Source organism: Candidatus Pantoea floridensis, assembly GCF_900215435.1.
GTDB lineage: Bacteria > Pseudomonadota > Gammaproteobacteria > Enterobacterales > Enterobacteriaceae > Pantoea > Pantoea floridensis.
Map to the genome: position 1 here is coordinate 1,619,684 of NZ_OCMY01000001.1, position 24,778 is coordinate 1,644,461.

Consider the following 24,778-nt stretch of genomic DNA (forward strand, 5'->3'; position numbering starts at 1 on the left):
TTCTTGCCTTATTGCTGAAAAAGTATACCGATGTTACTGATTCCCGCTTCACGCAGGTCTGCACGCAGTCCTTTAATCAATTCCAGGTCGCGCTCCTCGCACTCTGACAGCAGGCGGAAAATCTCCCACTGCAGGTCCCATTCATCGATGACCGCCTGATTTTCACGCAGCTCTTCGTCGGTCATTTCACGACCGGCCTGGGTCATTTCCAGAATCGCCACGGTGGTAATCGAGGTGCGGCTCACTTCCACCGCGTGCTCCAGCGTTTCACCGCTGAGCTGGGCATGCAGCAGTTCACTTAATGCCACACAGGCATCGATCGCCGGATGCACGCCGTAAACCTCGAAATCGTCACCGTCAGGGATGGCAGCCTCAAATTTCTCCAGCTGACCATCGAAATTGATTTTGGCATCTTTCACCGTCAGGCTTTCCCAGATCAGATCGAGGATACGGCGATAGAGTTGCGGATCGGCGAATTCAGTCTGCTGACAGAAAGCCCAATAGTTGGGGAACATACGCTCGCAGAGGCAGGCCATGAAGGTCATATGCTGCCAGCTTTCCAGCTTCGCCAGACGCAAATGGACGGGGTTTTGTAACATCAAACTTACTCTCAATAGGTTAGCTGGCGGCAGTGTACCGCAAAAGCCGGGCGCAAACAGCGTTAACGCGAATTTTGCCAGCGCAGAAAAGCCGGGCGGCCTGAAGCGACAGCATCAGCCCAGCGCGTGGGTTCAGGCAGGCGGTAACCCGCCGTACAGGCTTCTACCCAATGCAATGCGCTATCGAGGCTGACGCGATGACCCGTGGAGATAAATAGCGGATTACAGCGCGCTTTACTGCGCCATACCCAGCCAATTTGTTCACCCTTATCGATCAACGGCTGTCGACTGCCCGGCTCGGCAGCCAGATCAGCAAAACGTCCGCACAGACGCTTCTTCGCCACACCAATGGTCGGTACATCCACCAGCGAACCGAAATGCGCCGCCACGCCAAGCCGACGTGGATGAGAAATACCATGGCCATCCACAAACAGCAGATCGGGCTGCTGGGAAAGCTGCTGCCAGGCTTCCAGCAGCGCGGGCATTTCGCGGAAAGATAAGAAACCCGGGATGTAGGGCATGGTGGTCGCCACGCGCGCAATGCGATGTTCCACCAGCGTTAAAGAAGGATACTCGAGAATCACCAGGGCAGCGCGCGTGACCTCGCCGCCCTGCTCAAAACCGACGTCGGCGCCACCAATGAAGCGCGGCGGCAGCACGTCGAAATCATCTTGCCGCACCACATCAGCAGCGCGTTGTAACTGTTCCTGGCGTAGTGCGGCTAAATCCATGATTAACCTTGATGGTACGGACGAGACAAGCGATGCACTGCTTCCACAAATGCCCCGGCATGCTCTGGCGGCACGTCGGGATGGATGCCGTGCCCCAGGTTAAACACATGGCCTTCACCCGTGCCAAATCCTTCAAGGATCCCTGCCACTTCCTGCTCGATACGCGCTGGCGGTGCATACAGCATGGAAGGATCCATGTTGCCCTGAAGCGCCACTTTGTCACCAACACGACGACGCGCATCAGCGATATCGGTAGTCCAGTCGAGTCCCAGCGCATCACAACCGGTCGCAGCAATCGCCTCCAGCCACTGGCCGCCACCTTTGGTAAATAGCGTAATCGGTACGCGACGACCTTCGTTCTCGTGCAGCACGCTATCGACGATTTTGTGCATGTAGTACAGCGAGAATTCGCGATAGTCGCGACCAGTCAGTACACCGCCCCAGGTATCGAACACCATGATTGACTGCGCGCCGGCTTTGATCTGCGCATTCAGATAAAGAATGACGCTGTCCGCCAGCTTATCCAGCAGCTTGTGCAGCGTTTGTGGATCGGCGTACATCATCTTTTTGATTTTCGTGAAGGCTTTGCTGCTGCCGCCTTCCACCATATAGGTTGCCAGCGTCCATGGGCTACCTGAGAAGCCAATCAGCGGCACTTCGCCTTTCAGATTGTGACGAATCGTACGCACCGCGTTCATCACATAGCCGAGCTCTTGCTCAGGATCCGGTACCGGCAGCTTGTCGACATCGGCGCGGCAGGTGATCGGATGGGAGAAACGGGGGCCTTCGCCAGTTTCAAAGTAAAGCCCAAGTCCCATCGCATCGGGAATGGTGAGGATATCGCTGAAGAGGATCGCCGCGTCCAGCGCATAGCGACGCAGCGGCTGCAGCGTAACTTCACATGCCAGCTCAGCGTTCTTACACAGTGACATAAAATCACCGGCTTCAGCGCGCGTGGCTTTGTACTCCGGTAAATAACGCCCGGCTTGTCGCATCATCCATACCGGCGTGACATCTACCGGTTGACGTAACAGGGCGCGCAGATAACGATCGTTCTTCAGTTCACTCATAATAGGCTCTCTCATGCTAAGGCCGGCAGTGTAGCATTTTCACGCCGCGCTGGCGCGACACAGGGCAACGGTATCTTCGATCAGGCGACGCGCAACCGTGCCTGGCGGCGGCAACAGTGGCAAATCGTCATAGCGATACCAACCGGCATCGAGCAACTCTTTGCCGTCGTGCTGCAAGTCACCGCCATCGTATTCGGCCATATACGCCATCATCAGTGAATGCGGGAACGGCCACGGCTGCGAAGTAACGTAGCGCACGTTTTTCACCCGCACGTTGCTCTCTTCCATCACTTCACGCGCCACCGCTTGTTCTAAGGTTTCGCCCACTTCGACGAAGCCCGCCAGCACGGTGTAAATGTTGTTGCGATGACGGGCATGATTGGCAAGCAGAATCTCATCGCCACGGCGAATGGCCACGATAATGCACGGCGCAATTTGCGGGTAATAGCGCTCGCGGCAGTGATGACACAGACAAGCGAACTCGCGCTTGCTGATATGCATCTCATGGCCGCAATAGCCGCACCAGCGATGCGATCGATAGAACTCCGCCAGCTGCACGCCGCGCCCGGCGATCTGGAATAGACCGACATCTTCATCAATCAGTTGGCGGACCGAGCCCATGCTGTCTGGACGCGCTTCCCGCACGAGCCAGACGTTTTCGCCCTGCCATTCGCCAATCAAAATGCCGTGGCTGCCACTGAGTCCAAACTCGGTGGATAAGCCATGCGGCAGTTCGCCCTGCGGTAACCAAAGTTTTTGCTCATGGCTGACAATCCACCATCCAGCGTCTAAGCTTGAGATCTCACGTTGCATCTTAATCGTTGTCCTTAGCGTTAAACCGCACGCTGAAACTCTAATATTAAGTGTGTAATAAACAACTATAACCTACCTGGAGCCCCATATGCTTAACCAGTTAGATGACCTGACAAAGCGTGTCGGCGGCGGAAATGAATTGGTTGATTCATGGTTGCGCGCCCGTCGACAGCTGCTTGTCACGTACTACGAGCTTATTGGCCTGAAGCCACAAAAAGATGCGTTAACCGCGCTGGATGAACAAGCGCTGGATGCATTTTGCCACAATCTGGTGGATTACCTTTCTACCGGTCATTTTAGCGTGTATGAACACATTATTAGTGAGATGCAGGGTGATAACCCCTTAATGGCTGCCGCGCAAATTTATCCGGCACTTGAGGCGAACACTGACCGCATCATGCAGCTCTACGACAGTCATTTGCAGCAAGCGATTAACGACGATAACTGTGTCGATTTTCAGCAGGCGCTGTCCGAAGTCGGCGAAGTGCTGGAATCGCGCTTCACGCTGGAAGATAAGCTGGTACAACTCGCCTGGGATAACCAGCTGGCGCATCTACCGGTTGCCAATGACAGCGTCATCGCCCGCCCGGCCTGAATGCCCGCAGTTGTAAAAAACTTGTTATTCGAGAAAAGCCCTCTTATGCTAAATGGGCTTTTTTTATGAGCCTCTTCCAGAAAAATGAAGAGTCAGGTTTTGCGATATAAGCGTAGCGTGCGCAGCCAGTTTGCACTCGGACAGCGCGCAGGGACCGGAGCGTACACGAAGTACGTGACGGTCACGAGCACTGCCCAGGTGCAAAATGGCAAGCAAAGTAGCTTAAACCACAAAACACACACTTGTCGGAGTGCCCTTCGGGGCTGAGACCGTTAATTCGGGATCCGCGGAACCTGATCAGGTTAGTACCTGCGAAGGGAACAAGAGTAGATATCATCAGCACGATGTCGGCTTACGCCGTTATCGTATCTGTTACTCCTTCCGAACTCTGGACAAGCAACTTCCAACTTTTATAGGAAATTTGCTATGTCTGCTAAAACCTCTCGTCGTGAACAACGTGCTCAGGCGCAGGAATTTATCGATTCCCTCCAGGGAGCCGCTTTTCCGAACTCAAAACGCATCTGGATCACTGGCAGCCGCACGGATATTCGCGTGCCCATGCGTGAGATTCAACTGAGCCCAACGCACACCGGCGGCAGTAAAGACGATCCGCAGTATGAGCCGAATGAACCGGTGCCGGTATACGACACGGCCGGTGCTTATGGCGATCCTGAAGCCACGATCAATGTGCATCAGGGGCTCACCAGGCTGCGCACCAACTGGATCGAAGCGCGCGGCGACAGCGAAACCATTCACCAGCTGAGTTCCAGTTACACCCAACAGCGTCTGGCAGATGAAGGCCTGGATCATTTGCGTTTTGAGCATCTGCCACAGCCGCGCCGCGCCAAAGTGGGTCGCTGCGTTACCCAACTACACTATGCACGTCAGGGCATCATCACGCCGGAGATGGAGTTTATTGCGCTGCGTGAAAACATGGGCCGCGAGCGTATTCGTGGTGAAGTGCTGCTGCAGCAGCATCCCGGTCACAGCTTTGGCGCCAACCTGCCGGAAAATATCACCGCGGAGTTTGTCCGTCAGGAAGTGGCCAGCGGCCGCGCCATCATCCCTGCTAACATCAACCATCCCGAATCCGAACCGATGATCATTGGTCGCAACTTTCTGGTGAAGGTGAATGCCAATATCGGCAACTCGGCGGTCAGTTCTTCGATTGAAGAAGAAGTGGAGAAACTGGTGTGGTCAACGCGCTGGGGGGCAGATACCGTGATGGATCTCTCTACCGGACGATATATCCATGAAACGCGCGAATGGATTCTGCGTAACAGCCCGGTGCCGATTGGTACGGTGCCGATTTATCAGGCGCTGGAAAAGGTGAACGGTATTGCCGAAGACCTCAACTGGGAAATATTCCGCGACACGCTACTGGAACAGGCGGAGCAAGGCGTCGATTACTTCACTATCCACGCTGGCGTGCTGTTGCGCTATGTACCCATGACGGCTAAACGACTCACCGGCATTGTGTCACGCGGCGGATCAATCATGGCGAAATGGTGCCTATCGCACCACACCGAAAGCTTCCTGTATCTGCACTTCCGCGAGATTTGTGAGATCTGTGCTGCCTACGATGTGGCATTGTCTTTGGGCGACGGCCTGCGTCCGGGCTCAATTCAGGATGCCAACGACGAGGCGCAATTTGCCGAGCTGCATACGCTGGGCGAACTGACGAAAATTGCCTGGGAATATGATGTGCAGGTGATGATTGAAGGTCCGGGCCATGTGCCGATGCAGATGATTCGCCGCAATATGACCGAGCAGTTGGAGCACTGCCACGAAGCCCCTTTTTATACGCTCGGTCCACTCACTACCGATATCGCACCCGGCTACGACCACTTCACTTCCGGCATCGGCGCGGCAATGATTGGCTGGTTTGGCTGCGCCATGCTGTGTTACGTGACGCCCAAAGAGCACCTTGGTTTACCGCATAAAGAGGATGTGAAGCAGGGGCTGATCACCTACAAGATCGCCGCGCACGCTGCGGATCTGGCGAAAGGCCATCCGGGCGCCCAGATTCGCGATAATGCGATGTCCAAAGCACGTTTTGAATTCCGCTGGGAAGATCAGTTCAACCTGGCACTTGATCCGCATACCGCTCGCGCCTACCACGACGAAACCTTGCCGCAAGAATCGGGAAAAGTGGCGCACTTCTGCTCGATGTGCGGCCCCAAATTCTGCTCGATGAAAATTACCCAGGAAGTCCGCGAATTTGCCGCCCGTCAACAGGTTGAAGCTCAGACCATCGAGGTGGGCATGGCGCAAATGTCGGATGCCTTCCGCAATCGTGGCGGCGAGTTGTATCACGCTGCCGATACCCTAAAAGAGGAAAAAGTATGACTGACGCCTTTCCTGCCACCGCCCCAAAACTGGGGCTGTATCCAGTAGTTGATAGCGTGGAGTGGATCGCGCGCCTGCTGGAAGCCGGTGTGCGCACTATCCAGCTACGCATTAAAGATTGCGAGGATCATGAAGTTGAAGATGCAGTGCGCGAGGCGATTGCACTTGGCAAGCAGTATCGCGCACGCCTGTTCATCAATGATTACTGGCGCTTAGCCATCAAATATCATGCTTATGGCGTACATCTTGGTCAGGAAGACCTCGATGTTGCCGATCTGGCGGCCATTCGTCAGGCTGGATTGCGCTTAGGTTTATCGACGCATGATGATAACGAGCTGGATCGCGCACTCGCGCTGCGCCCTTCTTACATTGCGCTCGGACATATCTATCCCACGCAAACCAAAGACATGCCATCAGCCCCGCAGGGCGTGGTGGAATTGAAACGCCATCTGGCACGTTTGCAGGACATGCCAACCGTGGCAATCGGCGGTATTTCACTGGCGCGCGTACCTGAAGTGCTGGCAACGGGCGTCGGAAGTATTGCCGTAGTGAGCGCAATTACCCAAGCGCCAGACTGGCGTGCGGCAACGCAGGAACTGCTGGCATTGGTGGAATCTGGAATCCAGCCCGCAGAAGAGATGTAAGGCGTTGTGAGTAAGAGTAATAAGCTGGAATGCGTTATGCATTCGCTGGATGTCGCATCTGGTGCCATTTCGCAACCACGTTAAAGTGTGCCTGCCCGCTGTCGCTTGCAGCGGGCCAGGGCTGGTCCTAACCTCTCCCAGCCCTGCCTTTCTTTTAAACAGTCAGGGAGGAGGTATGCACAGTTTCTATATTACAGGCCAACATGGCACGCTCCACTGCTGCACCGAGCTGGGCTATCGCCTGCTCTGTATGCTCATTCATTGGCAATCCGTAATTCAGGCGCAGGCAATTGCGATATTTTCCCGAGGCCGAAAACAGCGATCCTACCGCAACCTGGATATTCAGCTCCCGCAATTCGGTATTCAACCTGACCGCGTCAAACGCTTCTGGCAGCTCGATCCACATCAGGAAACTGCCCTGTGGCCGCGACACACAAATACCGCACGGGAAATAGTGGCGTACCCAGCAGTTAAAGGTTTCGTAGTTGCGCTGATAAACCTGACGCATACGACGCAGATGCGGCAGATAATGGCCAAGGCGAATAAACTCTGCCACCGCATGCTGCGGCTGCGTCGCCGTGGAACCGGTACTGATGTATTTCATATGCAGTACGCGATCGCGATAGCGTCCAGGAGCGACCCAGCCGACGCGCAGCCCCGGAGCCAGTGTTTTAGAGAAAGAACTGCACAGCAACACGCGCCCATCACTATCCAGCGATTTAATCGTAACCGGGCGCGGATATTCCCATGCCAGCTCACCATAGACATCGTCTTCAATAATCGCCGCATCGAAACGCTGCGCCAGCGTCAGCAGCGCGCGCTTGCGGGGCTCAGGCATAATAAATCCCAGTGGATTATTGCAGTTCGGCACGACAACCACCGCTTTAATCGGCCACTGCTCAAAGGCGAGTTCCAGTGCTTCCAGGCTAATGCCCGTCACCGAATCCGTGGGGATCTCAATGGCGCGAATGCCAAAGCCGCGCAACGTCTGCATGGTGCCGTGAAAAGTGGGCGATTCGACGGCAATGATGTCGCCCGGCTGACATATCGCGCGAATGGAAATCGACAGTGCTTCGTGGCAGCCAGTGGTGATAACAATATCGTCCGCCGTGAGCTGACAACCACTGTCGATCGTCAGCCGTGCGACCTGTTCGCGCAATGCCGCCACGCCCAGCAAGCTGTCGTAGTTGAGTTGATCAACATCCTGCTTTTGCGCCATACGGCTCTGTATTTTCCACAGCGGTTTCAACGTTGGCTGGGTCAAATCGGGCATGCCGCTACCGAGCTGCAACACATCGCTGTTAGTGCGGCTACTTAGCAACTCCAGCACCGATTCCCACTGAGTGATTTCAACCGGTCGCTGTGCTGGTCGGGTGAGTGCAGGTACGGGCGGCGTGGCTTTGCGCGTTGCGACGAAATATCCGGAACGTGGCTGCGGCACAATCAGCTGCTTCTCTTCAAGCAAATGATAAGCCTGCTGCACGGTACTGATACTTACGCCGTGCTCCAGACTAAGCGTGCGTACCGATGGTAATCTCTCGCCGCTGCGGAACAGCCCTTGTTCAATCCTATCCGACAGCAAACATGCTAAATGTTGGTAGCGCGTCATCGTATGCCTCATCCCGCCGTTAATTACAGCAAACCGGTACAGATACCCTGTATTATTACCATTCAGATCGTCTCAATTGCAATCTGTATGTTAAAGATAAGTGATTTTTGCATCTGTATCATTTTGTGCAGGAATTGGACAATGCATCTCAGGCAACCTACTGAGGGCAAGGACTATGGAATTCGACCAAAATCGCGCAGCTAAACCTTTTAATGTGACGTTATTGGATATCTTTCGCGGTGCAGTGCGCATGGTGAAAAACTGGAAAGCTCGGCGTGAAACGCATCGCATCCTTTCACAGCTGAGTGACAACCAGCTTCGCGACATCGGGCTGACACGCGACGAAGTCTGCCGCAAGTTTTAACTGCATTGAGACGAAAAAAAACCCTGCCGAGGCAGGGTTTTTTATTGGTCAGCTTAAGCAGACGACTTACTCGTCGTCGCTTCCGCCCAGACCGGCGTTCAGCAATTCCGCCAGGCTAGCAGAGGCTTCATCCGCAGTAACCTGCGGTGCAACCGGAGCTTCACCCGCAGAGCGGCGACGCATACGATCCTGATGATAAGCATAACCGGTACCGGCTGGAATCAGACGACCCACGATCACGTTCTCTTTCAGGCCGCGCAGTTCGTCGCGCTTGCCTGCTACTGCGGCTTCGGTCAGGACACGTGTGGTCTCCTGGAACGATGCTGCAGAGATGAACGATTCAGTTGCCAGTGACGCTTTGGTGATACCCAGCAGATCGCGCATGAACGTCGCGCCGATTTTGCCATTCGCTTCAAGTTCACGGTTAGAGATCTTGATGCGAGAGTATTCAGCCTGCTCACCTTCCAGGAAGTCGGTGCTTCCCACGCTCGAGATGGTTGCTTTACGCAGCATCTGACGAACGATGACTTCGATGTGTTTATCGTTAATCTTAACGCCTTGCAGACGGTAAACTTCCTGCACTTCGTTCGTGATGTAACGGGTCACAGCATGGACGCCACGCAGACGCAGGATGTCGTGCGGAGACTCTGGGCCGTCAGATACGACGTCACCACGTTCTACGCGCTCACCTTCGAATACGTTAAGCTGACGCCATTTTGGAATCATCTCTTCGTACGGATCGCTACCATCAACCGGCGTAATTACCAGACGACGCTTACCTTTGGTCTCTTTACCGAAGGAGATGATACCGCTGATCTCCGCCAGGATGGCTGGCTCTTTCGGACGACGCGCTTCGAACAAGTCAGCAACGCGCGGCAGACCACCGGTAATATCCTTGGTACCGCCAGATTCCTGCGGAACACGCGACAGCGTGTCACCGGCACTGATCTTAACGCCATCTTCCAGCTGAACAATTGCTTTGCCCGGCAGGAAGTACTGAGCTGGCATATCGGTACCTGGAATCAGCACATCATTTCCGTTGGCATCAATAATTTTCAGCGCAGGACGCAGATCTTTACCACCCGCAGTACGTTCTGCAGAGTCCAGAACCACCAGCGATGACAGACCGGTTAAGTCGTCAGTCTGACGGGTAATGGTCTGACCGTCGATCATGTCAGTGAAGCGAATGAAACCGCCCACTTCGGTGATGACCGGCATGGTATGTGGATCCCAGTTTGCTACGGTCTCGCCCGCGGCAACCTGCTCACCGTCACCTTTCGCCATGACCGCACCGTAAGGCACTTTATAGCTCTCTTTGGTACGACCGAACTCGTCGATCATTTTCAGCTCAACGTTACGTGAAACGATAACCAGTTTCCCTGAGGAGTTGGTTACAGACTTCGCGTTGGTCAGCTTGATAGTACCTTTGTTCTTCACCTGGATGCTGGATTCAGCAGCCGCACGAGATGCCGCACCACCGATGTGGAACGTACGCATCGTCAGCTGAGTACCCGGCTCACCGATGGACTGTGCTGCGATAACGCCGATGGCCTCACCTTTGTTGATGATGTGACCTCGTGCCAGATCGCGACCATAGCAGTGTGCGCACACACCGAAGTCGGTTTCACAACCAACAACCGAACGCACTTTGATCGCATCGACTGAATTCAGTTCGATCACATCACACCAGTGCTCATCGATCAGGGTGTTACGCGGAATCAGGATATCTGCAGTGCCCGGCTTCAGAACGTCTTCAGCCGTTACACGACCCAGTACACGCTCACGCAGTGGCTCTTTAACGTCGCCACCTTCGATGACCGGAGTCATCATGATGCCTTCGAACGTGCCGCAGTCATCTTCGGTAACCACCAGATCCTGCGCTACGTCTACCAGACGACGCGTCAGATAACCGGAGTTAGCGGTTTTCAGTGCGGTATCCGCCAGACCTTTACGCGCACCGTGCGTGGAGATGAAGTACTGGAGTACGTTCAGACCTTCACGGAAGTTCGCGGTGATCGGCGTTTCGATGATTGAGCCATCTGGCTTAGCCATCAGACCACGCATACCGGCCAGCTGACGAATCTGTGCAGCAGAACCACGCGCACCGGAGTCGGCCATCATGTAGATGCTGTTGAACGATACCTGCTGCTCTTCTTCGCCGTGACGGTTGATCACAGTTTCAGTTTGCAGGTTATCCATCATCGCTTTGGAAACGCGTTCGTTAGCAGCGGCCCAAATATCGATAACTTTGTTGTAACGTTCGCCAGCAGTGACCAGACCAGACTGGAACTGTTCCTGAATTTCAGCAACTTCCGCTTCCGCTTCCGCTACGATTTCCGCTTTCTTCGCTGGGATCACCATGTCGTCGATACCGACAGAGGCACCTGAACGGGCTGCGTAAGCAAAACCGGTGTACATGGTTTGGTCAGCAAAGATAACGGTCGGCTTCAGGCCCAGGATGCGGTAACAGGTGTTCAGCATCTTGGAAATCGCTTTCTTACCCAACGCCTGGTTGACGATGGAGTAAGGCAGGCCTTTCGGTACGATCATCCACAGAATCGCGCGACCAATGGTGGTGTCGATAATGCTGGTTTTCGCAACGAACTCTTCCTGCTCGTTCTTGGTGTATTCAGTAATACGCACTTTAACGCGTGCATGCAGCTCGGCCAGACCAGCGCGATAAACACGCTCAGCTTCTTTCGGGCCAGTCAGCACCATGCCTTCGCCTTTGGCGTTCACTTTGTCGCGGGTCATGTAGTACAGACCCAGAACAACGTCCTGTGAAGGAACGATGATTGGCTCGCCGTTCGCTGGTGACAGAATGTTGTTGGTCGACATCATCAGCGCACGTGCTTCCAGCTGGGCTTCCAGCGTCAGCGGTACGTGAACAGCCATCTGGTCACCATCGAAGTCGGCGTTATAAGCCGCACAAACCAGCGGGTGCAGCTGAATTGCTTTACCTTCGATCAGAACCGGTTCAAACGCCTGGATACCCAAACGGTGCAGCGTTGGTGCACGGTTCAGCAGTACCGGGTGTTCGCGGATCACTTCGTCCAGGATATCCCAAACGACAGCTTCTTCGCGCTCAACCATTTTCTTCGCGGCTTTGATGGTGGTGGCGAGGCCACGCAGTTCCAGCTTGCCGTAAATGAACGGTTTGAACAGCTCAAGAGCCATTTTCTTCGGCAGACCGCACTGATGCAGACGCAGGTATGGACCAACGGTGATAACTGAACGGCCAGAGTAGTCAACACGTTTACCCAACAGGTTCTGACGGAAACGACCCTGCTTACCTTTGATCATGTCTGCCAGAGATTTCAACGGACGCTTGTTCGAGCCAGTGATGGCGCGACCGCGACGGCCGTTATCCAGCAGTGCATCAACCGCTTCCTGCAGCATACGTTTTTCGTTACGTACGATGATGTCTGGCGCAGCCAGATCCAGCAGGCGTTTCAGACGGTTGTTACGGTTGATCACGCGACGATACAGATCGTTCAGATCTGAGGTAGCGAAACGACCACCATCCAGCGGTACCAGCGGACGCAGATCTGGCGGCAGTACCGGCAGAACGGTCAGGATCATCCACTCTGGCTTGTTGCCAGATTGAACGAACGCTTCCAGCAGTTTGATACGCTTGGTCAGCTTTTTACGTTTGGTTTCGGAGTTGGTTTCGTTCAGCTCTTCACGCAGCTGCTCGCACTCTTGCTCCAGATCCATATTTTTCAGCAGCGCCTGGATAGCTTCCGCACCCATCTTCGCGTCGAATTCGTCACCGAACTCTTCCAGCGCGTCAAGATACTGCTCTTCCGTCAGAATCTGACGTTTTTCCAGGTTGGTCATGCCGCCTTCGATCACCACATAAGATTCGAAGTACAGCACGCGCTCGATATCACGCAGTGGCATATCCAGCAGCAAGCCGATACGCGAAGGCAGTGATTTCAGGAACCAAATGTGCGCAGTAGGTGAAGCCAGCTCAATGTGGCCCATGCGCTCACGACGTACTTTGGTCTGTGTAACTTCAACGCCACACTTCTCACAGATCACGCCGCGATGTTTTAAACGCTTGTACTTACCGCACAGGCATTCGTAATCTTTTACCGGTCCGAAAATACGGGCACAGAAAAGACCGTCACGCTCTGGCTTGAAGGTACGGTAGTTAATGGTTTCCGGCTTTTTAACTTCACCAAAAGACCATGAACGGATCATGTCTGGCGAGGCCAGAGCAATTTTGATCGCATCAAACTCTTCGGTCTTAGTTTGCGCTTTCAGAAACTTAAGTAAGTCTTTCACGGATTAGCTCCCGTCGGAGTGGAACTCTCAGGGACGCGCACCCGAAGTGCACGTCCCGTAACCAGTACTTGCGAGTACTTACTCGTCTTCCAGCTCGATGTTGATACCCAGCGAGCGAATCTCTTTCAACAGTACGTTGAAGGATTCCGGCATGCCCGGTTCCATCTGATGGTTACCGTCGACGATGTTTTTATACATCTTCGTACGGCCGTTAACGTCATCAGATTTAACGGTAAGCATTTCCTGCAGGGTATACGCGGCACCATATGCTTCCAGTGCCCACACTTCCATCTCACCGAAGCGCTGTCCACCGAACTGCGCTTTACCACCCAGCGGCTGCTGAGTAACCAAGCTGTAAGAACCGGTAGAACGTGCGTGCATCTTATCGTCGACCAGGTGGTTCAGTTTCAGCATGTACATGTAACCTACGGTTACCTGACGCTCAAACTGCTCACCGGTACGGCCGTCGAACAGGGTGATCTGACCGGAAGAAGGCAAACCGCCGAGCTGCAGCAGCTCTTTGATTTCGCTCTCTTTCGCACCATCAAACACCGGAGTCGCGATTGGCATACCCTTCTTCAGGTTTTCTGCCAAACGCAGCACTTCGTCGTCGGTGAAGGTGTTCAGGTCAACTTTCTGACGCACATCGGTGCCCAGATCGTAAGCACGCTGGATGAACTCACGCAGTTTGGAGACTTCTTCCTGCTTCTTCAGCATCGCATTGATCTTTTCACCAATGCCTTTCGCCGCCATACCAAGGTGAGTTTCCAGAATCTGACCGATGTTCATACGCGATGGTACGCCCAGCGGGTTCAGTACGATGTCGACCGGCGTACCGTTCTCATCGTAAGGCATGTCTTCGATAGGGTTGATCTTCGAGATAACACCCTTGTTACCGTGACGACCTGCCATCTTGTCACCAGGCTGGATCTGACGCTTAACAGCCAGATACACCTTAACGATTTTCAGCACGCCTGGTGCCAAATCATCGCCTTGAGTGATCTTGCGACGCTTAGCTTCAAGTTTCTTCTCAAACTCGTGCTTCAGCTCGTCGTACTGCTCAGCCAACTGCTCCAGAGAATTCTGCTTCTCTTCATCAGTCAGGCCCAGCTCCAACCAGCGCTCACGTGGCAGTTTGTCCAGCTTATCAGCTTCAACACCACCCGAAATCAGTACCGCCTGGATACGACCGAACAGGCCCGCTTCAAGGATCTGCAATTCTTCAGACAGGTCTTTCTTCGCCTGCTTCAGCTGCATCTCTTCGATTTCCAGCGCGCGCTTGTCTTTTTCCACGCCATCACGGGTGAAGACCTGCACATCGATAACCGTACCGGATACGCCGTTCGGCACGCGCAGTGACGAATCTTTCACGTCAGAGGCTTTTTCACCGAAGATCGCACGCAGCAGTTTTTCTTCTGGCGTCAGCTGGGTTTCACCTTTCGGCGTAACCTTACCAACCAGAATGTCGCCACCGGTCACTTCCGCACCGATATACACGATGCCGGATTCATCCAGTTTAGAAAGCGCAGCCTCACCCACATTCGGGATATCAGCGGTGATCTCTTCTGGCCCCAGCTTGGTGTCACGAGACACACATGCCAGTTCCTGGATGTGAATAGTGGTGAAACGATCTTCCTGAACCACACGCTCGGATACGAGGATGGAGTCTTCGAAGTTGTAACCGTTCCATGGCATGAACGCCACGCGCATGTTCTGACCCAACGCCAGCTCACCGAGATCGGTAGACGGGCCATCAGCAAGTACATCGCCACGCTCAATCGGCTCACCCAGATTCACACACGGCATCTGGTTGATGCAGGTGTTCTGGTTAGAACGGGTGTACTTGGTCAGGTTGTAGATGTCGATACCCGCTTCGCCCGGATACATCTCTTCTTCGTTAACTTTGATAACGATACGAGAAGCATCAACATACTGAACGGTACCGCCACGTTTCGCTACGGCAGTTACACCGGAATCAACCGCTACTGCACGTTCCATACCGGTACCAACCAGCGGCTTATCAGCACGCAGAGTTGGAACCGCCTGACGTTGCATGTTCGCACCCATCAAGGCGCGGTTAGCATCATCGTGCTCCAGGAACGGGATCAGTGACGCACCGACAGAAACCACCTGCTGGGTGGAAACGTCCATGTAGTCAACCTGATCGCGGCTGAACAGGCTTGATTCACCCTTACTACGGCAGGTGACGAGATCGTCAACAAAGCTGCCATCGTCTGCAAGGTTGGTGTTCGCCTGAGCGATAACGTAGTTACCCTCTTCAATTGCAGAGAGGTAATGAATTTCGTCACTCACTTTGCCATCTACAACGCGACGATATGGGGTTTCAAGGAAACCATATTCGTTAGTCTGCGCATAAACAGAGAGTGAGTTGATCAGACCGATGTTCGGGCCTTCCGGGGTTTCGATAGGACATACACGACCGTAGTGGGTTGGGTGTACGTCACGTACTTCGAAGCCGGCACGTTCACGAGTCAGACCACCTGGGCCCAGAGCAGAGATACGACGTTTGTGCGTAATCTCAGACAACGGGTTGTTCTGATCCATAAACTGGGAAAGCTGGCTTGAACCGAAGAACTCTTTCACCGCTGCCGAAATCGGCTTAGCGTTGATCATGTCCTGTGGCATCAGCGTATCGAGGTCGCCAAGAGACAGACGCTCTTTAACTGCACGCTCAACACGAACCAGACCTACGCGGAACTGGTTTTCTGCCATCTCGCCAACAGAACGAATACGACGGTTACCGAGGTGATCGATATCATCCACTTCACCGATACCGTTACGGATACCGATAAGTTTCTTCATCACTTCGATGATGTCGTCTTTGCTCAGGATACCTGAACCTTCGATCTCATCACGCAGCAGAGAACGGTTGAACTTCATGCGGCCAACCGCAGAAAGATCGTAACGATCTTCAGAGAAGAACAGGTTCTCAAACAGGTTTTCAGCGGCTTCACGCGTTGGTGGCTCACCAGGACGCATCATGCGGTAGATCTCAACCAGTGCGCTTAAGCGATCGCTGGTTGGGTCAACACGCAGGGTCTCGGAGATATATGCACCGTGATCCAGGTCGTTGGTAAACAGCGTTTCGATGCGCTTGTGGCCTGATTGGCTCAGCTTCGCCAGCAGATCCAGTGATAATTCCATGTTCGCAGGAACAATCAGCTCGCCGGTGTTCAGGTCGACGTAGTCTTTAGCGACTACTTTGCCAGCAATGTATTCAACCGGCACTTCGATATGCTGAATGCTGTCTTTTTCCAGCTGACGGATGTGGCGCGCAGTAATGCGACGACCTTTCTCAACGTAGACCGTGCCGTTGGCTTCGATATCGAAGGAGGCGGTTTCACCACGCAGGCGCTCAGGCACCAGTTCCATCTGCAGTTTGTTATCGCGGATTTCATAAACGACTTTATCAAAGAACAGATCGAGGATTTGTTCTGAGGTGAAGTTTAACGCGCGCAGAATGATACTGGCCGGCAGCTTACGACGACGGTCAATACGGACAAAGAGGTTATCTTTCGGGTCAAACTCGAAGTCGAGCCATGAACCGCGGTAAGGGATGATACGTGCGTTATACAGCACTTTACCGGAAGAGTGCGTTTTACCCTTATCGCTGTCAAAGAACACGCCAGGACTACGATGCAGCTGAGAAACGATAACACGCTCAGTACCATTGATTACAAAGGTACCGTTGTCGGTCATGAGTGGAATTTCACCCATGTAGACTTCTTGTTCTTTGATGTCTTTTACGGTGCCTTCCGGCGCTTCGCGCTCGTAGATCACCAGACGCAGTTTCACGCGCAGCGGTGCCGAATAGGTCACGCCACGGATCTGACATTCAGTTACGTCAAAGACCGGCTCACCCAAACGGTAGCTGACATACTGCAACTCAGAGTTGCCGCTGTAGCTAGAGATCGGGAATACGGAGCGGAAGGCTGCTTCCAGACCGTACTGGCCTTCTGGATCTTGCTCGATAAACTTCTGGAACGAGTCAAGCTGGATAGAAAGGAGATAAGGTATGTCCAAAACTTGTGGACGTTTACCAAAATCCTTACGAATACGTTTTTTCTCGGTATAGGAGTAAACCATGGGGTTCCTCAGCTAGCTGACATGTCGAACCACGCTGTCCGTCCTGAAAAGGACAGTTCATGCAACACTATTTTTTGTTTTTCATGCGATGCGTAGCACCCCATGCAATACATCTTTCTATCACTCTTAAATCATTTCATCGCCGTTGTTCAGGCAGGGAACCTTTGCAGGAAAGCGATATATTAAGGCGTCGATAGAAAAAGATATTGAAGAGGAATGACGGACAAACAGTGCGAAACGCCATCATTCCCCTGTAGCGCAAAAAGGCTGGTGACCTGAAAAGTCACCAGCCATCAGCCTAATGTTACTCAGGCTGCAACCCAAGGGTTGTCTTACTTAACTTCAACTTCAGCGCCAGCTTCTTTCAGAGCAGCTTCAAGAGCGGCTGCGTCATCTTTGCTGATGCCTTCTTTGATAGTACCAGTAGCTTCAACCAGGTCTTTAGCTTCTTTCAAGCCCAGGCCAGTTGCAGTACGTACTGCTTTGATTACTGCGACTTTGTTAGCGCCAACAGACTTCAGAACTACGTCGAACTCAGTTTTTTCTTCAACAGCTTCAGCTGGGCCAGCAGCAACAGCTACAGCGGCAGCAGCAGAAACGCCGAATTTTTCTTCCATAGCAGAAACCAGCTCAACTACTTCCATTACGGACATAGCGGCAACCGCTTCCAGAATTTGGTCTTTAGTGATAGACATATCGATTGTTCCTAAAAATCAGAAAAAGTTTATACGTTAGCAAGCACGAAGGAAAAGAAATTAGCCTTAAGCCGCTTCTTTTGCATCGCGCACAGCAGCCAGAGTACGGACCAGTTTGCCAGCAGCGGCTTCTTTCATGGTCGACATCAGACGTGCCAGTGCTTCTTCGTAAGTCGGCAGAGTTGCCAGACGGTCAATATTGGCCGCCGTGATCAGCTCACCTTCAAAGGCTGCAGCTTTGACCTCGAATTTTGCATTCGCTTTAGCGAAATCTTTGAACAGACGAGCAGCAGCGCCCGGGTGTTCCATAGAATATGCAATCAGGGTCGGACCAACAAACGTGTCTTTCAGGCACTCAAAAGGAGTACCTTCAACGACGCGGCGCAGCAGGGTGTTACGAACAACACGCATGTAAACGCCAGCTTCACGACCTGCTTTACGCAGTTCGGTCATTTTATCAACGGTTACACCGCGGGAATCCGCAACCACCGCTGAAAGCGCACCTTTGGCTACTTCGCTAACTTCAGCAACAATCGCTTGTTTGCCTTGAAGATTTAATGCCATTAGCTTTGCTCCTGGATTGACCGGGAAAGATTTCCCGGAACTCACTTCACTTAATTACCCGAAGGCACTAAGCGCTATTACACGGTGAGCAGAATCCAGTGAAGAAAAAATTCTTTTTGGTTCTGTCACCGTCTACGCAGGGTATTAAGCAAAATATTCGAGAATATTTCGCTCCTGCGGTCTTGGACGGAGGCCAGGATAAGGCCTGGCTCCAACCTAAGCAGCTGAATGACTAAGTTTTAAGGCATAGCTATTCAATCGCTTTGAATCTGGGTTCTGAGTTGCGCGAACAACCAGAACAACGGGCGTAAGATTCTAGATGAATTTTTCGCCCGTTACAAGCAGCAATTAGTTTGCTGATGCGCTCAGACCAGCCTGGTCAACGGCAACGCCGGCGCCCATGGTGGTAGAGATGCTGACTTTCTTGATGTACACGCCTTTCGCCTGTGATGGTTTTGCTTTTTTCAGCGCGACCAGCAGAGATTCCAGGTTTTCTTTCAGTTTGTCAGCGTCAAAATCCACTTTACCAATGGTAGTGTGGATGATGCCGTTTTTGTCGTTACGATAACGAACCTGACCTGCTTTAGCGTTTTTCACTGCTTCAGCAACGTTAGGGGTTACAGTACCCACTTTCGGGTTTGGCATCAGGCCGCGTGGACCCAGAACCTGGCCCAACTGGCCAACAACGCGCATTGCATCTGGAGATGCGATAACAACGTCAAAGTTCATTTCGCCTTTTTTGATCTGCTCAGCCAGGTCTTCCATACCTACCAGTTCTGCGCCGGCTGCTTTAGCAGCTTCAGCGTTTGCACCTTGGGTGAAGACAGCAACACGTACTGAACGACCAGTACCGTGTGGCAGAACGGTCGCACCGCGTACGTTCTGATCAGATTTACGTGCATCGATGCCGAGGTTGACAGCAACGTCAACGCTTTCTACGAACTTAGCGGTAGCCAGTTCTTTCAGCAGAGCAACAGCTTCGTTGATGTCGTACTGCTTAGTAGCATCAACTTTGTCACGGATTACGCTCATGCGCTTGGTCAGCTTAGCCATTTCTTAATCCTCTACTACCAGGCCCATGGAACGAGCAGTACCTTCGATAGAGCGAGTCATCGCTTCTACGTCAGAACCAGTCATGTCCGCAGCTTTAGTTTCTGCGATTTCACGTACCTGAGCACGAGAAACTTTACCGACTTTGTCTTTGTTCGGCTTACCAGAACCAGACTTGATGCCCGCTGCTTTTTTCAGCAGTACGGCAGCCGGAGGCGTTTTGGTAACGAAGGTGAAAGAACGGTCACTGTATACGGTGATAACAACTGGAGTAGGCAGACCTTTCTCCAGGGATTCAGTTTTCGCGTTGAACGCTTTGCAGAATTCCATAATGTTAACACCCTGCTGACCCAGAGCTGGACCAACAGGTGGACTTGGGTTAGCCATACCAGCTGCAACTTGCAGCTTAACGTAGGCTTGTACTTTCTTGGCCATGATATTTCCTCAATTGGGTTATAGCGCCTGGAAAACAGGCTCCCCGTGATAACGATTTATACGCCATTGCTGGCACATAAAAACAAAAGGCGCGAAATTATAGGTAAATTTCGCGCCTTCCGCAAGAGCTAAAAAGTGAACAAAAGGGTTAACCTTTCTCCACCTGAGCAAAATCGAGTTCTACTGGCGTTGCACGGCCAAAGATGGAAACAGACACTTTCAAGCGACTCTTCTCGTAGTCCACTTCTTCGACCACACCGTTGAAGTCGGCAAATGGACCATCGCTGACACGTACCATTTCGCCTGGCTCGAACAGTGTTTTTGGACGCGGCTTATCACCAACCTGCTGCAGGCGGTTCATGATCGCATCTACTTCTTTATCACTGATTGGCGCTGGACGGTCAGAAGTACCACCAATAAAGCCCATTACACGCGGCACACTGCGTACTAAGTGCCAGCTGGCATCATTCATCACCATCTGAACCAGTACATAGCCAGGGAAGAATTTGCGTTCGCTTTTACGACGCTGGCCACCACGGATTTCAACGACTTCTTCAGTCGGCACCATGACTTCGCCAAAAAGCTCTTCCATGTTGTGCAGTTTGATATGCTCGTGCAGCGACTTCGCTACGCGAGCTTCAAAACCGGAGAACGCCTGAACGACGTACCAGCGTTTTTTTGGAGCTTCAGACATCTCAGAACCTCAGGCCAGTGATAAACGATACCAGACGGACCAGAATACCATCCAGCCCCCACAAAATCAGTGACATCACGGCAGTTACCGCGGCAACGATTAACGTGGTGTGCAATGTTTCCTGGCGAGTCGGCCAAATGACCTTACGCATTTCGGTTTTTGCTTCACGAGCAAATGCCACTGTCGCCTTGCCTTTGATTGTCAACAATGCAATGCCGCCAGCGGCAGCGATCAGCACAACCACAGCCAGCGCGCGCAGCGGCAGTGTTACATCGCGATAAATATAGTTGCCGACGATTGCTACCAGGAGCAATGCGATCACAACTACCCATTTTATCGCTTCAAGGCCGCGCCCGCTTCCTTGAGCTTCGGTATTCGCACTCATAAACCAACCTGCCACAATAATTCAGAAACTATTCTGCCCCGCAGAGCGAGGCATCCAAACCGAATGAGCTTTTGAGCGTTACTCGGTATCCAACGCCGTGAAACAGAGCCTGTCTCAGCAATGATTATGATTGAAAATCACTGATGAGCCAGGTTCTATATTACAGCGTGCAAAAAGGGCATCAAATGATGCCCTTTCCTTGTGCATTGCGTCAAATGTTATCGTAATTAAGCGATAACTTCAGCAACAACGCCCGCGCCTACGGTACGGCCGCCTTCGCGGATTGCGAAACGCAGACCCTGGTCCATCGCGATTGGGTGGATCAGCTCAACGGTCATTTTCACGTTGTCGCCAGGCATTACCATCTCAACGCCTTCTGGCAGCTCAACGTTACCGGTCACGTCAGTAGTACGGAAGTAGAACTGTGGACGGTAGCCTTTGAAGAACGGAGTATGACGGCCGCCTTCGTCTTTAGACAGTACGTATACTTCTGATACGAACTTGGTATGTGGCTTGATTGAACCCGGCTTAGCCAGAACCTGGCCACGCTGGATGTCTTCACGCTTGATACCGCGCAGCAGAACACCACAGTTCTCGCCTGCTTGACCCTGGTCCAGCAGTTTGCGGAACATTTCAACGCCGGTACAGGTCGACTTAACAGTCGGCTTGATACCAACGATTTCAACTTCATCGCCCACTTTAACGATACCGCGCTCTACACGACCGGTAACAACGGTACCACGGCCAGAGATTGAGAATACGTCTTCGATTGGCAGCAGGAATGGCATGTCGATAGCACGAACTGGATCCGGGATGTAAGTATCCAGGTGACCAGCCAGCTCAGTGATCTTAGCTTCCCACTCAGCGTTGCCTTCCAGCGCTTTCAGTGCTGAACCGCGAACGATTGGAGTGTCGTCGCCTGGGAAATCGTACTGTGACAGCAGGTCACGGACTTCCATTTCAACCAGTTCCAGCAGCTCTTCGTCATCAACCATGTCGCACTTGTTCAGGAACACGATGATGTAAGGAACGCCAACCTGACGACCCAGCAGGATGTGCTCACGAGTCTGCGGCATTGGGCCGTCAGTCGCAGCAACAACCAGGATTGCGCCGTCCATCTGCGCAGCGCCGGTGATCATGTTTTTCACATAGTCGGCGTGGCCTGGGCAGTCAACGTGTGCATAGTGGCGAGACGGGGTTTCATACTCAACGTGTGCCGTGTTGATGGTGATACCACGTGCTTTTTCTTCAGGAGTGCTGTCGATCTGGTCGAACGCACGCGCCTGGCCGCCGTTGGTTTTAGCCAGAACGGTAGTGATTGCAGCAGTCAGGGTGGTTTTACCGTGGTCGACGTGACCGATGGTGCCCACGTTTACGTGCAGTTTGTTGCGTTGAAATTGCTCTTTAGCCATCGCTAGTCCCTCTAAGACACGGATATATCGAAGATATCGTCATATCAACCAGGCAATGCCTGACTGTTTGGTTTACAGAGAGAGAATCAGGAGAGAGATAAAGGAAGTGGTGCTGATACCCAGAGTCGAACTGGGGACCTCACCCTTACCAAGGGTGCGCTCTACCAACTGAGCCATATCAGCACATCTGGAGCGGGCAGCGGGAATCGAACCCGCATCATCAGCTTGGAAGGCTGAGGTAATAGCCATTATACGATGCCCGCATCCTGGAACTCGGCTACCTGTTCTTTCTGTAGCTTATGAATAATAAAAGAAGACCTTCTATTATTCGGCCAGTCAGCATTTCTGACCGACTTTGATTGCGCTAATGCACAATCTGAAATTCGAAGGTGAGAGATGAAAAACTCACCCATCAGATAAGGGCCTTATCTGATGCCCAACCAAGAGGTTGAGATGGTGGTGGGAGAAGGATTCGAACCTTCGAAGTCTGTGACGGCAGATTTACAGTCTGCTCCCTTTGGCCGCTCGGGAATCCCACCTACTTGATGGTGCCGGCTACCGGAATCGAACTGGTGACCTACTGATTACAAGTCAGTTGCTCTACCAACTGAGCTAAGCCGGCATCAAGTGGAGCGCATTCTAGGAAGACCCGAAGAAGGATGCAACAAAAAAATTGCCAAATTCGTTCTATCGCTTACTATTTGTGCAAATCATCTCAATTCAGTCATCATATGCAGAAAAAACATTCAATGTGCGTGCATTTTTGCATCGCATTAATGAATCGCTTTTTGCTTAGCCTCTTCTTTTCTTATGCAGACTTCTGGGTTCCTCCCTGCCCGATATCGTACAAATGGTGATTTTTTTTATAAAAAAGCCGCAAAAAATCTTTTGTCAGTGGACCATTTTTTTATTTATCTACATTAACCAGTAAAATGAGAGGAAGAGGAGCTGAGGGATTTCACTGCCAGGCATATCGTATAGGGCCAGGATTAATGCAAAGGCTGGAGCGTGAGGCGTAGAGCTGTCCATCCCGCTTGCTATATGTTGAGGTTATCGCTGTGGTTGTACGGCTCTATTATGCGAAAGAGAGCAACCCATTCGTTTTGCGCTAATGATTTACAATGTCCCTGTAAGTTACTCATAGCGTTTGCACAACACCTCAGCAGAAAATGTAGTGGCAAGCTACTGAGCGACAAGAAAAATGCGGACACGGTTGCGAAAGCGTGCTTATGTTTGTCATTTTACTTCTTTTTAAACTCACACTGGTGTTACCCTCCTGCCCATTGTTCTCGTTAATTACCCCTGTGACGTGCAATTGAGTTTGATACATCGTTGTATGCTCGATGCTACAAGATGTTGATACATCAAAATTTGCACTCAAACGCATGCTTATGAGTAAAAAAACGACACCTCTAACTACGCCCTATTTACAGTTCAATCGTCAGCAATGGGCAGCGCTACGCGACTCGGTGCCAATGACGCTGGCCGAAGGTGAAATTGAACGTTTACGTGGCATAAACGAAGATCTTTCATTAGAAGAAGTAGCCGAGATCTATCTTCCACTCTCACGCCTGCTTAATTTCTATATCAGCTCAAATTTGAGACGCCAGGCGGTGCTTGAGCAGTTTCTTGGTACCAATGGTCAAAAAATTCCCTATATCATCAGTATTGCTGGCAGTGTTGCCGTTGGTAAAAGCACCACGGCTCGTGTGCTACAAGCATTACTTAGCCGCTGGCCAGAACACCGCAAGGTTGAGCTGATCACTACCGATGGTTTCTTGCATCCTAATGCCGTGCTTAAAGAGCGCGGTTTGATGAAGAAAAAAGGATTCCCGCAATCCTATGATATGCATCGTCTGGTAAATTTCGTTTCCGACTTAAAATCCGGCGCAAGCCAGGTGACAGCACCGGTTTATTCACATCTTATTTATGATGTTATCCCGGACGGAGACAAAGTCGTACAACAGCCCGATATCCTTATTCTTGAAGGATTGAATGTTTTACAAAGCGGCATGGATTATCCTCACGATCCTCACCATGTATTTGTCTCAGATTTCGTGGATTTTTCTATTTATGTTGACGCACCTGAGTCGTTACTCGAAAGTTGGTATGTAAACCGATTTTTGAAATTCCGTGAGGGAGCGTTTAGCGATCCTGACTCTTATTTCCATCACTATTCTCAATTGCCAGAAGAGGATGCGCTCAATATCGCACGCGGGCTCTGGAAAGAGATTAACTGGCTTAATCTTAAGGAAAATATCCTCCCGACTCGTGAACGCGCTAGTCTTATTATGACTAAATCAGCAGATCACGCAGTACAAAGTCTTCGGTTAAGAAAATAGAGATTTTTGCTAAAACGCCCAAAAAGTAAT

The 24,778-nt window shown here is 52.1% G+C and carries 19 protein-coding genes, 4 tRNA genes and 1 riboswitch; of the genes, 5 read left to right on the plus strand and 18 right to left on the minus strand.

Annotation, left to right across the window (positions count from 1 at the left end; genetic code table 11):
• Positions 1-8: 8 nt before the first annotated feature.
• The 4 genes from CRO19_RS07555 to nudC all read right to left on the minus strand — a co-directional run bounded on the left by CRO19_RS07555 (position 9) and on the right by nudC (position 3,213).
• Positions 9-599 (minus strand): YjaG family protein, encoded by a 591-nt coding sequence (locus CRO19_RS07555; RefSeq protein WP_008108422.1) that lies wholly within the window; start codon positions 597-599, stop codon positions 9-11.
• Between the two features lie 62 nt (positions 600-661).
• Positions 662-1,330, minus strand: a complete 669-nt coding sequence (gene nfi, locus CRO19_RS07560; RefSeq protein WP_097095298.1) for a deoxyribonuclease V — start codon at positions 1,328-1,330, stop codon at positions 662-664.
• A 2-nt stretch (positions 1,331-1,332) separates the two neighbouring features.
• Positions 1,333-2,400, minus strand: coding sequence for a uroporphyrinogen decarboxylase (hemE, locus tag CRO19_RS07565; protein ID WP_097095299.1), 1,068 nt, complete (start codon positions 2,398-2,400; stop codon positions 1,333-1,335).
• Positions 2,401-2,439: 39 nt separating this feature from the next.
• A complete protein-coding gene (gene nudC / locus CRO19_RS07570; RefSeq protein ID WP_097095300.1) occupies positions 2,440-3,213 on the minus strand; it encodes an NAD(+) diphosphatase in 774 nt (257 codons plus the stop codon).
• A gap of 88 nt (positions 3,214-3,301) precedes the next feature.
• Here nudC and rsd point away from each other — a divergent pair, with 88 nt between their 5' ends.
• The 3 genes from rsd to thiE all read left to right on the plus strand — a co-directional run bounded on the left by rsd (position 3,302) and on the right by thiE (position 6,801).
• Positions 3,302-3,808 carry a sigma D regulator gene (gene rsd / locus CRO19_RS07575; RefSeq protein WP_097095301.1) on the plus strand — a complete coding sequence of 169 codons (507 nt, stop codon included), beginning with the start codon at positions 3,302-3,304 and terminating at the stop codon, positions 3,806-3,808.
• A 236-nt stretch (positions 3,809-4,044) separates the two neighbouring features.
• Positions 4,045-4,145: riboswitch (TPP riboswitch) on the plus strand.
• 89 nt (positions 4,146-4,234) lie between these two features.
• Positions 4,235-6,157, plus strand: coding sequence for a phosphomethylpyrimidine synthase ThiC (gene thiC, locus CRO19_RS07580; RefSeq protein WP_097095302.1), 1,923 nt, complete (start codon positions 4,235-4,237; stop codon positions 6,155-6,157).
• Positions 6,154-6,801, plus strand: a complete 648-nt coding sequence (gene thiE, locus CRO19_RS07585) for a thiamine phosphate synthase (protein ID WP_097095303.1) — start codon at positions 6,154-6,156, stop codon at positions 6,799-6,801. The genes thiC and thiE overlap by 4 nt, the downstream gene beginning before the upstream one ends.
• Positions 6,802-6,955: 154 nt before the next feature.
• On the opposite strand, the gene CRO19_RS07590 is transcribed toward thiE, so the two are convergent.
• On the minus strand, positions 6,956-8,410 hold the full coding sequence (locus CRO19_RS07590) for an aminotransferase-like domain-containing protein (RefSeq protein ID WP_097095304.1): 1,455 nt from the start codon (positions 8,408-8,410) through the stop codon (positions 6,956-6,958).
• Between the two features lie 175 nt (positions 8,411-8,585).
• On the opposite strand from CRO19_RS07590, the gene CRO19_RS07595 reads away from it, so the two are divergent.
• Positions 8,586-8,774, plus strand: coding sequence for a DUF1127 domain-containing protein (locus CRO19_RS07595; RefSeq protein WP_097095305.1), 189 nt, complete (start codon positions 8,586-8,588; stop codon positions 8,772-8,774).
• A gap of 66 nt (positions 8,775-8,840) precedes the next feature.
• On the opposite strand, the gene rpoC is transcribed toward CRO19_RS07595, so the two are convergent.
• The 13 genes from rpoC to CRO19_RS07660 all read right to left on the minus strand — a co-directional run bounded on the left by rpoC (position 8,841) and on the right by CRO19_RS07660 (position 23,028).
• Complete coding sequence (gene rpoC / locus CRO19_RS07600) at positions 8,841-13,064, minus strand: DNA-directed RNA polymerase subunit beta' (protein WP_007886289.1); 4,224 nt, start codon at positions 13,062-13,064, stop codon at positions 8,841-8,843.
• A 78-nt stretch (positions 13,065-13,142) separates the two neighbouring features.
• Positions 13,143-17,171, minus strand: a complete 4,029-nt coding sequence (rpoB, locus tag CRO19_RS07605; protein ID WP_097095306.1) for a DNA-directed RNA polymerase subunit beta — start codon at positions 17,169-17,171, stop codon at positions 13,143-13,145.
• Between the two features lie 332 nt (positions 17,172-17,503).
• Positions 17,504-17,866, minus strand: a complete 363-nt coding sequence (gene rplL, locus CRO19_RS07610; RefSeq protein WP_097095307.1) for a 50S ribosomal protein L7/L12 — start codon at positions 17,864-17,866, stop codon at positions 17,504-17,506.
• 66 nt (positions 17,867-17,932) lie between these two features.
• Positions 17,933-18,430: a 50S ribosomal protein L10 gene (rplJ, locus tag CRO19_RS07615; protein WP_058973440.1), complete on the minus strand. Its 498-nt coding sequence runs from the start codon at positions 18,428-18,430 to the stop codon at positions 17,933-17,935.
• A gap of 348 nt (positions 18,431-18,778) precedes the next feature.
• Positions 18,779-19,483, minus strand: a complete 705-nt coding sequence (gene rplA, locus CRO19_RS07620; RefSeq protein WP_097095308.1) for a 50S ribosomal protein L1 — start codon at positions 19,481-19,483, stop codon at positions 18,779-18,781.
• Positions 19,484-19,486: 3 nt separating this feature from the next.
• Positions 19,487-19,915, minus strand: a complete 429-nt coding sequence (rplK, locus tag CRO19_RS07625) for a 50S ribosomal protein L11 (RefSeq protein ID WP_007886298.1) — start codon at positions 19,913-19,915, stop codon at positions 19,487-19,489.
• Between the two features lie 148 nt (positions 19,916-20,063).
• Positions 20,064-20,609: a transcription termination/antitermination protein NusG gene (nusG, locus tag CRO19_RS07630; protein WP_007886300.1), complete on the minus strand. Its 546-nt coding sequence runs from the start codon at positions 20,607-20,609 to the stop codon at positions 20,064-20,066.
• A 1-nt stretch (position 20,610) separates the two neighbouring features.
• Positions 20,611-20,994: a preprotein translocase subunit SecE gene (gene secE / locus CRO19_RS07635; protein WP_097095309.1), complete on the minus strand. Its 384-nt coding sequence runs from the start codon at positions 20,992-20,994 to the stop codon at positions 20,611-20,613.
• A gap of 227 nt (positions 20,995-21,221) precedes the next feature.
• Complete coding sequence (tuf, locus tag CRO19_RS07640; RefSeq protein WP_097095310.1) at positions 21,222-22,406, minus strand: elongation factor Tu; 1,185 nt, start codon at positions 22,404-22,406, stop codon at positions 21,222-21,224.
• A 107-nt stretch (positions 22,407-22,513) separates the two neighbouring features.
• A tRNA-Thr gene (locus CRO19_RS07645) sits at positions 22,514-22,589 on the minus strand.
• Positions 22,590-22,594: 5 nt separating this feature from the next.
• Positions 22,595-22,669 (minus strand) — tRNA-Gly (locus tag CRO19_RS07650).
• Positions 22,670-22,860: 191 nt separating this feature from the next.
• Positions 22,861-22,945 (minus strand) — tRNA-Tyr (locus CRO19_RS07655).
• A gap of 7 nt (positions 22,946-22,952) precedes the next feature.
• Positions 22,953-23,028 (minus strand) — tRNA-Thr (locus CRO19_RS07660).
• A gap of 769 nt (positions 23,029-23,797) precedes the next feature.
• On the opposite strand from CRO19_RS07660, the gene coaA reads away from it, so the two are divergent.
• Positions 23,798-24,748: a type I pantothenate kinase gene (coaA, locus tag CRO19_RS07665; RefSeq protein WP_097097607.1), complete on the plus strand. Its 951-nt coding sequence runs from the start codon at positions 23,798-23,800 to the stop codon at positions 24,746-24,748.
• Positions 24,749-24,778 lie beyond the last annotated feature (30 nt).